The 16,717-nt window shown below is 33.6% G+C and carries 12 protein-coding genes; 3 read left to right on the top strand and 9 right to left on the bottom strand.

The genetic code is table 11. The features are described from left to right. Window positions 1-231: 231 nt before the first annotated feature. Window positions 232-4,353 (top strand): S8 family serine peptidase, encoded by a 4,122-nt coding sequence (locus COC46_RS13365; protein WP_141550902.1) that lies wholly within the window; start codon window positions 232-234, stop codon window positions 4,351-4,353. 58 nt (window positions 4,354-4,411) lie between these two features. On the opposite strand, the gene COC46_RS13360 is transcribed toward COC46_RS13365, so the two are convergent. The 7 genes from COC46_RS13360 to kynU all read right to left on the bottom strand — a co-directional run bounded on the left by COC46_RS13360 (window position 4,412) and on the right by kynU (window position 12,983). Continuing rightward, a complete protein-coding gene (locus tag COC46_RS13360) occupies window positions 4,412-5,893 on the bottom strand; it encodes a sodium:solute symporter family protein (protein WP_098810206.1) in 1,482 nt (493 codons plus the stop codon). Continuing rightward, complete coding sequence (locus COC46_RS13355) at window positions 5,893-6,090, bottom strand: DUF3311 domain-containing protein (RefSeq protein ID WP_098810205.1); 198 nt, start codon at window positions 6,088-6,090, stop codon at window positions 5,893-5,895. Before COC46_RS13355 ends, COC46_RS13360 begins: the two co-directional genes overlap by 1 nt. 18 nt (window positions 6,091-6,108) lie before the next feature. Continuing rightward, window positions 6,109-7,302 (bottom strand): M20 family metallopeptidase, encoded by a 1,194-nt coding sequence (locus COC46_RS13350; protein ID WP_098810204.1) that lies wholly within the window; start codon window positions 7,300-7,302, stop codon window positions 6,109-6,111. 167 nt (window positions 7,303-7,469) lie between these two features. Then, a complete protein-coding gene (locus COC46_RS13345) occupies window positions 7,470-8,771 on the bottom strand; it encodes a hypothetical protein (protein WP_098810203.1) in 1,302 nt (433 codons plus the stop codon). A 205-nt stretch (window positions 8,772-8,976) separates the two neighbouring features. Next, window positions 8,977-9,732: an alpha/beta fold hydrolase gene (locus tag COC46_RS13340; RefSeq protein WP_369700055.1), complete on the bottom strand. Its 756-nt coding sequence runs from the start codon at window positions 9,730-9,732 to the stop codon at window positions 8,977-8,979. A 495-nt stretch (window positions 9,733-10,227) separates the two neighbouring features. Beyond that, entirely contained in the window at window positions 10,228-11,658 is a 1,431-nt protein-coding gene (locus COC46_RS13335) for an amino acid permease (protein ID WP_098810201.1), read from the bottom strand. Window positions 11,659-11,696: 38 nt separating this feature from the next. Beyond that, window positions 11,697-12,983, bottom strand: a complete 1,287-nt coding sequence (kynU, locus tag COC46_RS13330; protein ID WP_098810200.1) for a kynureninase — start codon at window positions 12,981-12,983, stop codon at window positions 11,697-11,699. Window positions 12,984-13,211: 228 nt separating this feature from the next. Between kynU and COC46_RS13325 the strand changes: the two genes are divergently transcribed. Next, a complete protein-coding gene (locus tag COC46_RS13325) occupies window positions 13,212-13,823 on the top strand; it encodes a TetR/AcrR family transcriptional regulator (protein ID WP_098810199.1) in 612 nt (203 codons plus the stop codon). Between the two features lie 58 nt (window positions 13,824-13,881). On the opposite strand, the gene COC46_RS13320 is transcribed toward COC46_RS13325, so the two are convergent. Further along, window positions 13,882-15,414, bottom strand: a complete 1,533-nt coding sequence (locus COC46_RS13320; protein WP_098810198.1) for a long-chain-fatty-acid--CoA ligase — start codon at window positions 15,412-15,414, stop codon at window positions 13,882-13,884. A 384-nt stretch (window positions 15,415-15,798) separates the two neighbouring features. On the opposite strand from COC46_RS13320, the gene COC46_RS13315 reads away from it, so the two are divergent. Next, window positions 15,799-16,032, top strand: a complete 234-nt coding sequence (locus COC46_RS13315) for a hypothetical protein (RefSeq protein ID WP_098810197.1) — start codon at window positions 15,799-15,801, stop codon at window positions 16,030-16,032. A 501-nt stretch (window positions 16,033-16,533) separates the two neighbouring features. Here COC46_RS13315 and COC46_RS22210 read toward each other — a convergent pair. Then, on the bottom strand, window positions 16,534-16,683 hold the full coding sequence (locus COC46_RS22210; RefSeq protein WP_176545145.1) for a hypothetical protein: 150 nt from the start codon (window positions 16,681-16,683) through the stop codon (window positions 16,534-16,536). Between the last annotated feature and the right edge of the window lie 34 nt (window positions 16,684-16,717).

Raw genomic sequence — 16,717 nt, 5'->3', positions numbered from 1 at the left:
ATTTCAATCAATATTTAGGAAACGTTTAAAAACTCAAAATACATTTTTTTATTATATTTACTGATGTTTTTGAATAATTTTTTTAAGAAATTAGAGAGAGTTTAATTCTTGAGCGGTAAAAACGTTGATTTAATAAGGTAAAAATAACCCAATTGACTGATTGTTAAATATTCCTAATAATCAGAATATAAGGTTAATTCCTTAAGATTAATTTGAAAGGGTGTATTGTATTTGAAGAGTAATTTAGTCATGCCACTCAAGGTTGTTTCTACTAGTTTTATAGCAGCTAGTTTGCTATTTTCTAGTCACACTTTTGCTTCGGTTGATTCTACTTCTCAGAGTGGTGTATCAAACGTTGAGCAATATTTAAAACATTTAACAAAAGAGGATCGCAATCGAGTTCATAGCAATGTTGAAACAGCAGAACAAGATAAATATTTATCACCTAAGCTCGATACGACTAGTAATAAACCTGTTGGCATCATCGTTCAATTTGCACAGGATCCGGCTAAAACGGATGTACAGAAAAACGAAGAAAACGGTATTGCTGTCTCTCTAGAGGATGCTAAAAATAAAGTAGAAAAGTCGCATCAACAGTTTAAAAATAAAATCGGACAAGCAAAAAAAGCCATTTCAACTATTCAAATTCGTAAAGAGTATCGCCAAGCATTTAATGGAGTAGCAATGACTGTTCCAGCTAATGAAGTACATACTATTCTTGCCATGGATGAAGTAAAAGCGGTATTTGAAGATAAAGTCATCAAAATAGATCCATCTCCTACAGATATTCAAACATCTGGGTCAAGTGGTCATTCTCCTGCAGTAGATAGTGCTGATAATATCGGTGCAACAAAACTTCATGAAGAAGGGATTACTGGAAAAGGTGTTAAAGTTGCTGTACTCGATACAGGAATTGATTATCATCATCCTGATTTAAAAGGTGTTTATAGAGGCGGATATGATTTCGTAAATAACGACACCGACCCAATGGAAACAACATACGACGATTGGAAAAAATCCGGAGAACCTGAAATCAATCCATTAGGTGGATCTACTTACTATACTTCTCATGGGACTCATGTCTCTGGAACGATTGCTGGTCAAGGTAAAAATAAAACCGATTATGCAGTTACGGGAGTAGCACCTGGAGTTGACCTATATGCATATAAAGTGCTTGGTCCATACGGTTCGGGTTACACAAGTAATATAATTGCTGGAATCGAAAAAGCTGTAGCAGATGGGATGGATGTTATTAATCTATCATTAGGATCAAATTATAATGATCCTCTAGATCCAAATGCAATCGCAATAAATAATGCTGCTTTAGCTGGAACGACTGCTGTTATCGCAGCTGGTAACTCTGGAAGTGATTTGTATTCACTTGGTTCACCTGGTACTTCCCCGCTAGCAATAACAGTTGGCGCGAGTGATTTTTCGATGACGATCCCAACTGCTACTGGTACGGTTAGTTCAAATGAAAATCTTTCATTGTCAAATTTAAAACTTCTCGCAAAGAGCTATGATGATGACTTAAATACTTTGAAAAACCTATCACTGCCAATCGTTTTTGTCGGCTTAGGAAATAGAGAAAACGATTATAATGGCAAAGATGTAAATGGAAAAATTGCATTAATTGAGCGTGGAGTACTTAGCTTAAATGAAAAAGTAATGCTTGCAAAGAAACACGGAGCAAAAGCAGTATTAATTTATAATAATAATCCAACAGAAGGCCAAATTCCTCATTACCTTGGAAACGGCTTTGACTTTATCCCTTCATTTACTCTTACAAATGACCAAGGAATAAAAGTTGTAGAAAAAGTAAATCAAGGTAATACGACATTTACTTTAAACTCAATCGGTGAAATGAAAACTAACGGAGATACATTGGCTGATTTTAGTTCACGTGGTCCTTCAAACAGACTATATGATATTAAACCAGAAGTTACTGCACCAGGAGTTGCTGTTTTCTCAAGCGTACCAGCTTATGAAAACGGACCAGAACATCTTACTGACTATACGAATGCATATTTGAGTGCATCTGGAACATCGATGGCTACTCCTCACGTTGCTGGAGCCACAGCTCTACTTTTACAAGAGCATCCAGAATATAAACCAGAAGATGTAAAAGCTGCATTAATGAATACAGCAGATAGATTACAAAAGGAGTACAGTGTATTTGAAGTTGGTGCAGGAAGAATTGATGTATATGAAGCAGTTCACTCTGACGTACATATTAAAGTACTAGATAAAACGATCAGCACAAAAGATGGTAAAGATGTATCAATACCTGATGTTACAGGAGCATTAAGCTTTGGACCACAAGTTACTGTAGACAAAGCAAAAACTGACTCTCGAGTAGTTTCTATTTCAAATACTAGTAACAAAAAGAAAACATTTACTGTCCAAGTTAAGTTTAATCAAAATGTAAAAGGAGCTAAAGATGCTTTAGCTAACAATATTACGCTAGATGTTCCTAATACGGTTACTATTAATGCGAACAAAACGATAAAAATCAAACCAACAATTCATATTCCTGCTACTGCAGAATTTGGTAACTACGAAGGTTATATTTATATATCAAATAATAGTAATCCTGACGAAGTTTACCAATTACCATTTGGATTCAAGCATTTACAAGAAGGCATCAATACAATTAATGCCTTTGAGGACGCCTTCACAACACGACGTGACTTAAATAATAGTTTCCCTTATGGAACTGGAATTGAATTTTCACTTAATAGTTCAATGGAAACAGTAGATTTTGTGTTAAAAGATGCGAAAACTGGACAAGCACTTGGCCTAGTTGATGCATACGAAGGACTTTTCACGGAGGATACTCTTTTTTTCACTGAATACGGATTTAATGGATTATATAGCGCATTTACAGGTCATAAGGATCATCCAATATCTTACTCAAAAAGGCTTGCACCTCCAGGAAAATATGAAATTGAATTAATTGCTACTAACAGAGCAGGTAAAACATTTAAAAAGTCTGATACATTTTACATCGAAAATACAAACCCAGTCGTAAAAATGCAACATCCGGGTGGCGTATATGAAGTAACTGGAGATGGTATGACTGTAAAAGGTAACATATATGACCAACAAGTAGATATTATGAATCAAAACGGATTTAAATGGGATCAGTCTTCTAACATGGTTAACTTAATAAATAAAACAAAATACTCTTCAACACCTTTAGCAATTGAAAAAAATGGAGACTTTGAATTTAAGACTAGTCTTTTAGATGGTAAAGATGTAACAAAGTTCACACTAGACGCACGTGACTATGCACAAAACGGTATGCAAGATCATCCTAATTTCTCATACACGCTTGTTAAAAAAGGACTTCCATATGCGAAACTAGTAGCTAACAAAAATGATGTGAAGTATGGTGAAAATGTAACGCTATCACTTAGTACACATAATATTAAAGATTTAACAGGTGGAGAATTTACATTAACATTCCCTTCTACGACATATGACATCACAAATGTATCGGTAAATAAAGATTTCACTGCTTATGCTAAGTCACATGGCTTAAATACTGATCTTAAAATAATCGAACAAACTACAAGTAAAATCACCATAAATACTCAATTAACAGGTGATTCAATACAACCAATCCAAACTTCTATACCTTTAATCGATATTAAATTTAAAGTAAAGGAAAAACCTACTAACTATATTAAGTGGATTCAAACTATTGACATTACAAAATCTACAGCTTTTTCTTTAAATCAAGCACCTGCAACAATTCAAGGATTTGGTCAAGGGATCAATGTCGTTCCAACATACTCTCAGCTTGAAGGTGGAATCCTTGCTGATGGATTCTTAGATGGTATATGGTTAGACTACAATAAAGATTTTTCGAAAGCTGGCATGACATTAAAATTAGTTTCAAAAAGTGGTAAAACTTATACAGGAGAATTTAACAGCAGTGCACGCTACTTTGTTAAAAATCTTCCTGCTTCAAATGAAGAGTATGATTTAACCGTCAAAATCCCAGGCCATTTCGACCGACATGTGACAGTTAATGATTTATATGACATTACGAATGGCGATACTGTTGGTCGCTTATCTTATATTTTGTATGCACTAGTTATGGGTGGGGATGTTAATAACGATAATGTAATTGATGTCTTAGATGCAGATTATATTAAAACATATTGGGGTACGAACAAGCGTGCAGCAGATATCAATTTCGATGGAATTGTTGACACGAAGGATATGAGCTTTGTTCAAAAGAATTATTTAACTCCAAATCCTGATGTCAAAGATGTTCCAAAAGGTAAAAAGATAGTTAAGGGTGAAACTTTGGAGAATATTTTGAAGGATTTAGACATTCAATAACCAACTTAATAGAATAATAGAAACGTCGGATCTTTTAGAACCGACGTTTTTTTCTGACTTATTGTTCAACTAAGCGATCAATCTTCTTATTTGTTGACATGCTATTATTTGTAATAAGACTAACAACCACCATAACAATCGCATTAATAATTAGTGCAATAATGCCTACATTTAAGTCTTTCACTAGTTGTGGAAGATGTGGAAAAGCTTGAGCAAATGTCTTTTCGCCTAAATCAAAAATTGAAACAATAACCCCACCAAAAATAATTCCAGTAATAGCGCCATGTTTGGTTACAAAGTTCTTTTTCATTAAACTTAAGAAAAATGGTGGAGCAAGCTGTGTTATAAAATTATATGCCACAATTGCAATACTAAATAGAGAACTACCACCTTTAAATGTAAAATATAAACCTACTAGCGTAATAAAAGGAACAATTAATTTTATTCGTTTGGTCATATGTATTTCAGAATTAGAAGGAACCACTACTTGATAAATATTTTTAACAAATAACGTGGATATTACCATTAGAATCATAGAAGCAGGTACTAAAGCAGCTAATACCCCTGTACCCCCTATTAAACCTACAAACCAAGGATCAAAAGTCTTTTTGGAAAGAAGTAATAATATTTTGTCACTATCACTACCTTGTATCCCTTTAATTTGTAAGATTGCTGCAAAGCCTACGAAAAAAGCAAATAGTAATATTAACTGATACAATGGCATGATGATTGCGTTCTTTCTTAAAACCTTTGCATTTTTCGCTGCAAAAATTGGCGGGAATGAATGTGGCCACATATACATTCCAATTCCACTTAAAATAATAGTTGAAATATACCAAGTTAAATTCATACCATATTCTGGTAGAATCGTAAAGTTAGGCTTTGCTTGTTCAATAGCCTGATACATTGGCTTAATACCGCCATAAAAATGAATCGGTAAATAGATACCTAAAAATAGAATGATGGCAAGAATTAAAATATCCTTTAAAACAGATGTCCAAGCAGAACCATGAATACCAGATAGCATGACGAATATAGTAACACCTATCGCGCCAAATAAAATAGCCATTTTTGAAGATATTACTCCATAAGATGTTATCTCAACGATATAGCCTAATCCTTTAAATTGCAAAACTAAGTAACAAAATAAAGCGACGATTCCAACTATAGCAACAAGTACCCCTAGAATCGGGCTGTCATATTTCTTTGCCATAAAATCTGACTGAGAAATTAGTTTATGCTTTTTGGAGTATTTCCAAATTTCGGGAAAAGCCCAGTAAGATATGATTGATGCAATACATCCATATGAAACGATACTAAAAATTGAACCACCTTCACCATATGCTGAGCCACTTGCACCTAAAAAGGTAAAGGTTGTATACATTTCGCCGGCTGATAATAAGAAGATGAAAAGCGTTCCCATTCCGCGGCCACCAACAGACCATTGTTCTAAGTTCATTTCTTTACCTTTTTTTGACCATATGCCAATAATGATAGAAACAGCGAAAAATAAGAATATAAATAATGTTCCAGTATTCATTACAATTCCTCCTCTTTATTCGCAGGATCAAAAAGATAAATTAAACCTAAAAATGCAGTAGTAAGAAATGACCATAGTACAATTGAGAAATGGAAAAAAGGCATACCAAGTACGTAAGGAGTAACCTTATTCGAAAACAACGCTCCTATTACAAAACCAATAATCGGGATAAAACCAAGTAAATAGATTTTTTTCATACTCTACTCTCCTTAATTTTAATGATTTAAAATGTTAATAGCTCCTTGAACAAATATCTTTATTCCATCTTTCAAAGCTCTCTCATCGATATTAAATTTCGGATGATGGTGTGGATACACTATTCCTTTTGACTCATTTCTTGCACCTACAAAAAAGTAACTCCCAGGAGCTTCAAGAAGGAATGCTGAAAAATCCTCACTTCCCATTATTGGTTTAATTAATTCACGATTTTCTTCTCCAAATAGTTCACAAACAGTTTTATCTATTAAACTAGTTACTACCTCATCATTAATGACCGGTGAGTATCCGTAATGGTATTCAATCTCGTATTTTGCACCATGAGCATCGGTGATACCCTTTACAATTTGTTCGATCAACTTTGGTATATTATTTCGAATTTCAGGTTTAAAGCTCCGAACTGAACCACCAATTGTAACAAAATTTGGGATAACGTTTACTGCTGTACCTCCATTAAATTGTGTAACTGATATGACCGCAGTATCGATTGGATCAATCTTCCTTGATACGATATGCTGTAAGTTTGTAACAACTTCAGTTCCAATCAGAATTGGATCAATTGTTTGATTCGGCTGAGATGCATGGCCACCTTCACCAAAGATTGTTAGTTTAAACATATCTGCACCTGCCATAATAGGGCCATAATTTAAACCAATTTTTCCGGTTTCCAAATTACTCGTTAAATGTGCTCCGATAATCAAATCAACTCCATCAAGCACTCCTGCATTTACCATCTCAATTGCACCACCAGGTGGTAATTCTTCAGCATGTTGGAAAATAAATCGAATCTCACCTTTTATCTTTTCTTTAAAACTACAAAGGAGTTTCGCAGTTCCTAATAGCATCGCAGTGTGCCCATCATGCCCACATGCATGCATTATGCCATCCTTTTTAGAACTAAATTCAATTTCATTTTCTTCCTGTATTGGAAGTGCATCCATATCTGCTCGAATTGCAAGTACTTTCCCTGAATGACTTCCTATTAATCTAGCAACAATACTAGTTTTAGTTGGTCTAGAAATTTCTAAACCTCCAAATGAATTTAGCTTGTCATACACGAATTGAGCAGTCCTTTCTTCCTGGAAGGATAGTTCCGGATTTTCGTGTAAATACCTTCTCCATCCAATTACTTCATTGTTAATCGAACCTACTAATGCATCTAAGTTTAATTCAGATAAAAGATCATACTTCATTGAAGCACCTCCACGAATCATCAAAATATATTTAAGGAATATTTAAGGTCTTTTTCCTTATATGTTGATTTTATTACTTGAAAGCGATTTCTACAACACTTTTTATTAATAATTCTAAATATTAATAATATTTAATCCAAAAAAATAAACACTTCAATTTGAAATGTTTATTTGAAACGATATATTTTACTTGGTCTCCCACGGTATGATAAAGATTCCTCACCAATGCATTCTAGTAATTCTACTTCACATAAATCTGCTACAATGCGTCTAGCATTTCGTTCTGTCATATTAAGCTGCTCAGCTAAATTCTTTGTTGTAAAATCATTCCAATCCATTCTCTTAATAAGGTTTTCAATTTTATGAAATGTCTTTACACTAATATTCCCTAATTTAAGCTTTTGCAAAAGTTCTTGGTCATTTGTTCTATAAGCATATGAGATTTCTTCTTCACTTCCAATTGATTCGATAATTTCGCCATTCTCTTGGACAATTATTATTTTACGATTTTTCGTCTCTTTAGACTGTTGAATTGATTCAATCGCATTTTTCTCTGCAGAAAAAACGGTTTCACCATATCCAATACCTACAGAAACCTTAGAATCTGCTTCTAGCGATAACTGCTCCATCGTATTCTCTAACATATTAATCTCCCGTTCAATTGCACCTCTAGAACTATAAATCAAATATTTCCCATATCCCTTTTCAATTAGAGAACCATTTAATTGTTCACATAGTGTTAGAAGTACATCCTTTATACGAAGCTCGATATGCTGTAAATGATAAGGAGATTTAGCTTTTTTTATAATACCCTCGAAATTTTCTATTTCAACCAACTCTACTCCAATTTGAGAATCTTTAAAATAAAGGCCTTTTACTTTCTCCGTTAGAAGTTTTAAAGTTTGCTGAATATCAACTCTACTAGTTGAGATCCATTCGACTGGAACTTCACGTTTTTTTAATTCCTGAAAAACAGATGGAAAATTAGTCAAAACACCTTCAGTTTTATTTGCTTCCCATAATTCAAGGTGAAATTGTAATATTTCCTCGAAATGAATAGCTTCTTCATCAAACTTTTTTATATAAAGATGATCAAATGGCTTATTCAACTGCACTAAAGCATCTTCTAATAGATTCGAATACATGGGCATATCAACGCTTAATTGCGTAATTAATTTATCTGTAAGATACATAATATTTAACAGACTTTTATAAACAGTAGATTCTGTATGTGGAATATACAACAGCTTATCATTGGAATGAATGATTTTTGTTGCAATATTATAAGGTAATTGTCCTGAAAAAAGCCAAACATCAACATCTCGATCATGCTTCTTTACAATTTCTTTCGTTTCCACCGGATCATCATATGCAAACGGTAAAAATACAAACTCCTTTTCATATTCTTTAGAAAAACTTAAAATTCGTTCTAAAGACCACTCTGGCCCGATCAGTCCAATACGATACATTCATACACCTCCAAATACTCACGGATTATGTTTTATTTACTATTTCATTATGTAATTTATATAATTAATCTTAACAGGACTATACCTTAATTTACCACGTTTATTAAAAATTGATTGAACAAAAAAAGACTTTTTCATCAAGATCTATTACTTGAATCAAAGCCTTATTAAATCTTTTAAATTCCATAGATCAAATTTTCTGCCATTAAAACGAACTTAAATAATCCTTCATTTCGTTAACTAGCTCCTCAGGTGACTCATACATGCTCATATGCCCCGCACTGTTTAAAGTAGTAGTTTTAATATTTTCTTTTTTGACTGAAAAAGTTTTTTCTGGCGGTATGATTTGATCATCTTTTCCAGCCAATAAAAGTACAGGTAAATTTGTATCATTAAGTATGTGATTTCGATCAGGTCTGTCCTTCATGCTTATAAGTGCTTTAACTGTGCCATCGACTGAAGTTTTATAACCGATTTTCTTTGCTAATTCTATTTCTGAAATATTATTTTGTACATTTTTTGGAGAGAAAAGTTTAGGTATTAATCCATCAACAATATTTTTTACTCCTTCGTTATTAACTTTCTCAATAGTTGCTACTCTACCCTTTTTTGCCTCTTCACTATCTGGATATGCAGTAGAGTGTATTAAAGAAAAACCATTTAAATAGTTAGAGTATCTTTTTGCAAACGCAAGTGTAATATAGCCTCCTAACGAGTGTCCAAACATCGTTACTTGGCTAATGTTTAATTGATCAAGTAGCTCTTTCAATACATCTGCATAATCTTCAATTGAATGCTCTTCTTTTATAGAGGTAGAGTCACCATGTCCTGGTAAATCGATTGCTATTACTCGATAATCCTCTGCCAACTTTGGAACTACTTTTTCCCAATATGCATGACTCCCCATAAAACCATGAATTAAAACGATTGTCTTCCCCTTACCTTGATCCTTATAAGCAATTGATAAATTTTGAAGTTCTACTTTATTAATAATGACTCTTCAACTCCATTCTAGTTTATTCAATGAATATTGGACTATTTTCTTCTACCCTTTAACCACATTATAAATAGAAATTACCATCATTTAAAAATATATACTAATTTAATGTCATTGAGGACTAATTTCGTTTAATTCTCGAATTTATCAACCGGTATTGGCATTATATCAACGAGTTCTAGCATTATATCAACGGTGTTAACAACTTTATCAATATTGTTCAATTTATGTTCGCATTTTTCAAAATTAAGTTCATACTCATTCAAACGATAACAGCTGCCATAAATGAATTAATACATTTAACCACCGTTTTATGAATAAAGTCCATAATTTGTTCGTATTTTATGAGATTCTGCCCCTCTATTTCTTTCTACTCTGACTTATTTAAATAAAAAAATGTCTCACAAGTGTTTAGACTTATGAGACATCCCCTATCATTTATATACCAAACCTCAAAAATTATCTATCCCCTGTTTTAAATACAGTATCAGTATCATTTCGCTGTATTTTATGATCCTGATTTTTATTAATAAATAAATATGCGACAGATAATACAATTAACCATGGTATTCCGAACTGAAGCATAATTTTAAAACCTGTAAACCATGAAGTGATCGTTAATCCTAACAATAAAATTGCTCCTAGAATTGTAAAATAAGGAAAACCAATCATTTTTATTGGTAATTTTCGACCGCCTGACATCTCCCATTTCCTTCTAAAAAATAGATGCGAAATAAAGATTGTCATCCAAGTAAACATAGCCCCAAACATTGAGATTCCCATCATAAATGCATATGATGAATCTGGTAATACTGCATTTACGATTCCCGCAACGATTATACCGATCGTTGAAACCGAAAGTGCACTTACAGGAACCCCTTTTTTACTTACTTTTCCTAAAATTTTTGGTGCATGATTACTTTTTGAAAGTGAATACACCATACGAGTTGAGGCGTACAATTGACTATTCATTGCAGACAAAGCTGCTGTTAAAATAATAAAGTTCATAAAGCCTGATGCAAAAGGTATATTTAATATTTCCATAACTTTTACGAATGGACTTTCATCTACCCCTGCCGATTTCCATGGAACGATAATCAACATAATTCCAATCGTTAATACATAAAAAATCGATAAACGGAAAACCGTTGCTTTTAGGGCTTTTGGAACAGCAATATCTGGTTCTTTTGCTTCACCTGCTGTAACCGCTATCATTTCTGTTCCTAGAAAACTAAATAATGAAATGAAAACGGCTACCCACATGCCCCACCAACCAAATGCCATAAATCCACCGTCATTTGTAAGGTTCTCTACACCAATATTCCCGTGGTTAGATGCCCCAAATAAAACATACGATCCTAGTAGGATAAAACCGACAATTGCACTTACTTTAATCATTGAAAACCAGTACTCAAAAGTTGCAAATGTATTAACACTTGTAGCATTTATATAGATTAAAACTGCTGCAAAAAAAGTAATCCAAACAATTCCAGGTACTGTTGGAAACCAATATTTCATATAGACTGCAATTGCACTTACTTCTACTCCAACAGCAAGAACTTGTGCCACCCAATATGAATATCTGACAAGATACCCAGCCATAGGATGAATATATTTTTCGGCAATTGTTCCAAACGAACCACTTGTAGGATGTGCAACAGTCATCTCAGCTAAGCATCCCATTAATAGTAAAACGATGAATGCACCTACCGCATAACTTAGTAATACGCTTGGACCCGCAGTTTTTATAGCCAGTCCGCTACCAAGGAATAACCCAGTTCCAATTGCGCACCCCATTGCAATCATCGTAAGTTGACTTGTTTTTAATTCCCTTTTTAAGCCTTTTTCTTGCTCATTTTCAATTTTATAATTAGTGGTGGATTTCTTCATGATCTCATCCCCTTGTCCCCATAGATAGCCAACTGATCTTATGCCACAACTTCACGTTCGTTTTTAAATTTTTCATATTGCTTTTCAATCATGATCTTCTTAAGCGTTTGAACAACTTCCCAAACTTCCACGTAAGAAGTGTAAAGTGCTACTGGTGCAAGACGAATAATATTCGGTGCTCTAAAGTCAGGGATAATACCGTTTTCTTTCAACGACTTACAAATACGTGCTGCTTCTTCATGCTCTAGACTAACATGTCCTCCTCGGCGTGCATCCTCTTTAGGAGATCCAATGAAAAATCCCATGTCTGGTAATTCTTGTTCAATACAATCCATTAAAAATTGATTAATACGAAGTGATTTTTCTCGAATCGCATCAATTCCAGCTTCAGTAAAAATCTCCAAAGATCCCATTAATGGAGCACAGCTTAATACATGTGGTGTACCGATTTGATAGGCTCCAGCCGTTTCGGCAGGTGTAAGAGTGTGCTCCATATCAAATTGCTTGTCTTTTCTTGAACTAAACCACCCTGCAAGTCCAGGAAATACTCCAAAATGTTTACGATTTACAAATAAGCCACCTACTCCACCAGGTCCACCATTTAAGTGCTTATAATTACACCAATATGCAAAATCAACATCCCACTCACTAAATGAATGTGGAATTGATCCAACTGAATGACAGCCATCAAAACCAATTAAAATTCCTCGTTTATGAGCTTCTTCAGTTAAACGCTTCATATCTAAAATTTGACCACTGCGATATAATACAGTCGGTAAAATAATCAAAGCGATTTCATCTGTCATTGCATTAATAATATCTTCCTCTTCTAAATAGCGTCCATCTCTACTTTTTACACAAATTAGGTCATGTTCAGGATCTAATCCGTGAATACGAAGTTGACTTTGAAGAGCATAAATATCGGATGGGAATGTAAGCTCATCTGCTAAAATCTTTTTTCGATTACCATTTGGTTGAAAAAATGTAGCAACTAACTGATGTAAGTTAACTGTTGTGGAACCGGTTACAATTACTTCATCAGAAGAACCACCTACTAATGGAGCCAATTTTTCTCCTAATTTCTCGGCCATGAAAAACCAAGGATGATTTCCCTTTGTCCAACCATCTATTCCGTAATTCTTCCAATCATCTAAAGATTCCAGTAAAGTGCGCTCAGCCCTTTTAGAAAGAAGTCCTAATGAATTACCATCCATATAGATAGAACCAGGTTTTAAGTAAAATTCATCTCTAAACTTTCTAAGTGAATCCACATTGTCCATTTTTTTTGCGTAATCTAATGTATTTTCTATAACTTTCGTATCCATTTTGCTCCTCCTCTATCAATCTACTATTTAAATCTATTTATGAAAAAATCATATCAAAATAACTGACATAATGTCAATGACACGATGTCATATTTTCAGATAATAAAAATGATTCAAATATTAGAGGTGATAATTACTGACTAATAAAGTTCAGTTTTTTCTCACATTTCTTCCATTTTTTTAAATTTACCTATATGCTAGAAGTAATCTATCTTGGAGGATCGCAGTATGAGTAATGACAAAGTAGAATCTAAGCGTCAATTACGTTCATTAATGACAAGACAAAAACTTCTAGAAGCTGCAAAAGAAGTTTTTCTTGAAGAAGGCTTTCAAAAGGCTACTATTACACAAATGATAAAAAAAGCTGATATTGGATATGGAACGGCTTATGTTCACTTTAAAGGTAAAGAAGAACTTTTGATTGTGTTAATGGAGAGCGTTATGGAAAAATTTTATGAAATTGCTGAAACTCACTTTTTTCCAGAAACGAAAGGATCCGCTGAATCAATTATTTATAAACAAGCTACTTCCTTTCTAAAAATGGCAGAAGATGAGCGAAATATGATGCAAATTTTTGAACAAGCTATTGGAGTTTCCGACATCATATCAGACAAATGGAAAACGATTCGTGAAAAGTTTATTCATCGCATATCAATAGATGTTGCGTATGCACAAGAAAGAGGCTTAGCAAGAAAAGAACTAAACCACGAGGTAGTAGCAAGAGCATGGTTTTTTACAAATGAGATGTACTTATGGGAGATTGTTCGAAATGAACAGCACGACTCGATCGAAGAAATTGCAAAAACGATTACATCACTTTACACAACTGGCCTTTATTAGAGCCACATAAAAAAGCTCAAACTTTCTCTTAAAAGTTTGAGCCCTTATTTATAGTTTTCTAATTCGATTTAGCACTACAATACATTTCTCGTAAGATAAACTTTTGAACTTTCCCTGATGCATTTCGGGGAAGTTGATCAATAAAATCAACAACTCTTGGAATCTTATATCCCGCCATTCTTTCACGGCAAAATGCTTGAATCTCCTCGTTTGATAAACGATGATTCGGTTTTAATACGACAATTGCTGTTACGACCTCTCCCCATTTAGAATCAGGTGTACCGATCACTGCAGCTTCTAAAATAGAGTTATGTTCATATAAAACGTTTTCAATTTCGACTGAATAAATATTTTCTCCACCAGAGATAAGCATATCTTTACTACGATCAACTAACGTGATATATCCATCCTCGTCGACTACAGCTAAATCCCCTGTATATAACCATCCGTCTTTAATTGTTTCTGCTGTTTCTTTCGGTTTTTTATAATATTCCTTCATTATTGTTTCACCTTTTAAGATCAATTCACCCACTTCACCTGGTAAAACTTCTTTATCTTGTTTATTGACTACTTTAATAACTGTATAAAGTAACGGTGTCTTTCCAGTTTTTCCTAAATGTTGCTCATGGTCCTCTGGAGTAAGATAAACACCTGTAGGGCCTCCTTCCGTTAAACCACATAAACTGAAGAATTGATTTGTATTAAATAATTTCATGCTTTTCATTAGAATTTCAGGTGGCATCGGAGCCGCACCGTATGCACATCTTTTTACTGAAGATAAGTTAAATTGGTCAGCATTTGGAACTTGCTGTAAGTAGTTATATATTGTAGGAACGCCAAAAAATAATGTAATTTTATATTTTTCAATATCCTTTAAAACATTAACTGGGTTAAAATCTCGATGGATAACGTTTGTCATCCCTAAGTAAAGTCCAGGTAAAAGAAAGATTACGAGCTGAGCACAATGAAATAACGGAGCAACATGTAAAAGCCGATCCTGGCAGCTCTGCCCCATTACCGCACTCAATCCATTTATTAACTTTTCTATTCGCTTATAGTCAAAAAGCGCACCTTTTGGTTGCCCGGTTGTTCCTGAAGTATATAATAAATGAAAGTCGTCATCTCCGGAAATCTCGACCTGTGGATCTTCATCAATTGATGACATTACTTCATAGAAGTTTAAACAATTTGAAGAATTCGTTGCTGGAGCAGTAATAACATTTCTTACTTTTGTTGAGGATTTTGATGCATCTAAAACAACTTTTTCTTGTTCTGAATCACATACAACCATGACACTATCTGACTGCTCTAAAATATACTTAACTTCACGTGAAACAAGACGGAAGTTGATTGGTACTACAACCGCTCCTATTTTCACAGCAGCACAATAACTAATCGCAAACAAGTCAGAATTTGCCATCATGAGTGCTAACTTTTCACCCTTTTTTAAACCTAGTTTCTGTAACCCCCATGCAAAACGATTAACAATTTTATTGAATTCCATGTAAGTGTATGTACGGTCTTGATAGACTAATGCTAATTTATCTGGGTGTCTTTTTGCGTTTAACGATAAAACATTTCCAAAACTCATTTTCGTACCCCCGTTTAAAATAATTTAGTATTATTCAGTTGACCCTAGTAACTACTTTTTCAATAAATCAATGAATAGTGATCGTAGATGCATATGAATCTAGAAAAAACACAGAATTTTCCGATTATTTAAACTACAGTTAATCTACCATTTATTTATTTTCCTCACTCCATCTCTAAAATTTGTCATAGTACTTTATTTATTCTAGATTACTTGTCATCTATCCTTTTTTAAATAAGGAAGTTAGAACTTATTATTAGAATTTGATTAAAAACCTACTACTAATATGAGCTAGCTGCTTATTATAAAAAAGGGTTCATTTAAATTACGTGGAATTTAGTAATTAAAAACATTAAAAAAACTTAAGATTAGAGGTGTAATTTTATGAAAAGTACTCATGAAACAGAATCAGCTGAAAGCAAGGCGTATGTGGATGATCATAATGTATTTTCACCGATAGAAGATTTACAAAAAATTGAAGGTGTTACACCATTGAAAAAGAATAGTTATGACTTAAATAACAAGCCAAAAGCAATTCGATTTATAGGTTATTTTATTATTGCCTTTTTTGTTATATCAGCTTTAATCCTATTAATTGCGAATGTATTCTACAACTAACCTCCACGGCGCGCCTGCGGGGTCTTTGCCTTCCCGCCTCTCCCATAAGAGTCAAGCACTCGTTCGTTCCAATCAATTTCTTTTACAAAAACGTATACCAATGAGGAACAATTTTTTATATTTTTGCCTTTTTATTTACTCATGAACTCCTTATGAGTAAGGTAATTTCTTTTTTTTGCTTTTTTCCTTACTCATGGACCCCTTATGAGTTAATATTTTTCTTATTTTTGCTTTTTTCCTTACTCATGAACCCCTTATGAGTTAATATTTTTCTTATTTTTGCTTTTTTCCTTACTCATGAACCTCTTATGAGTTACTAATTTTCTTATTTTTGCTTTTTTCCTTACTCATGAACCCCTTATGAGTATCTTATCTTCATCTTCTCGCTTTACTCATTAACCTTTCTGGTGTATGTAATTGTATTGATCTTTTTCCCTCCGTTTTTAAATATTGACTATGTTTTTTTCAACCTCACTAAAAAAACCACTAAAAAGTGGTTTTTTAATCTCGCATTGCGCCTGCCTCGCGGGAAGTCATTGCTCCCTGTCCATTTGCTACATCAGTTTGAATTTGTTGCTTCACTTTTTGTGGATTAGTTCCTGATTGCATATTTGAACCTATATTCTGCTTCCCTTGTTGATTTTTTGGCATAATACCCCTCCTATATTTATTGTTTAACAATTTT

The organism is Bacillus sp. AFS041924, assembly GCF_002577195.1.
Taxonomy (GTDB): Bacteria; Bacillota; Bacilli; order Bacillales; family Bacillaceae_G; genus Gottfriedia.
The sequence above is the reverse complement of the archived record's forward strand: the minus strand, read 5'-3'. Positions and strand labels throughout refer to the sequence as shown.

Bases quoted from the DNA above. Each gene is read 5' to 3' on its own strand.
- COC46_RS13360 (WP_098810206.1), bottom strand. From the start codon at position 5,893: ATGAATACTGGAACATTATTTATATTCTTATTTTTCGCTGTTTCTATC.
- COC46_RS13355 (WP_098810205.1), bottom strand. From the start codon at position 6,090: ATGAAAAAAATCTATTTACTTGGTTTTATCCCGATTATTGGTTTTGTA.
- COC46_RS13350 (WP_098810204.1), bottom strand. From the start codon at position 7,302: ATGAAGTATGATCTTTTATCTGAATTAAACTTAGATGCATTAGTAGGT.
- COC46_RS13345 (WP_098810203.1), bottom strand. From the start codon at position 8,771: ATGTATCGTATTGGACTGATCGGGCCAGAGTGGTCTTTAGAACGAATT.
- COC46_RS13335 (WP_098810201.1), bottom strand. From the start codon at position 11,658: ATGAAGAAATCCACCACTAATTATAAAATTGAAAATGAGCAAGAAAAA.
- kynU (WP_098810200.1), bottom strand. From the start codon at position 12,983: ATGGATACGAAAGTTATAGAAAATACATTAGATTACGCAAAAAAAATG.
- COC46_RS13325 (WP_098810199.1), top strand. From the start codon at position 13,212: ATGAGTAATGACAAAGTAGAATCTAAGCGTCAATTACGTTCATTAATG.
- COC46_RS13320 (WP_098810198.1), bottom strand. From the start codon at position 15,414: ATGAGTTTTGGAAATGTTTTATCGTTAAACGCAAAAAGACACCCAGAT.
- COC46_RS13315 (WP_098810197.1), top strand. From the start codon at position 15,799: ATGAAAAGTACTCATGAAACAGAATCAGCTGAAAGCAAGGCGTATGTG.
- COC46_RS22210 (WP_176545145.1), bottom strand. From the start codon at position 16,683: ATGCCAAAAAATCAACAAGGGAAGCAGAATATAGGTTCAAATATGCAA.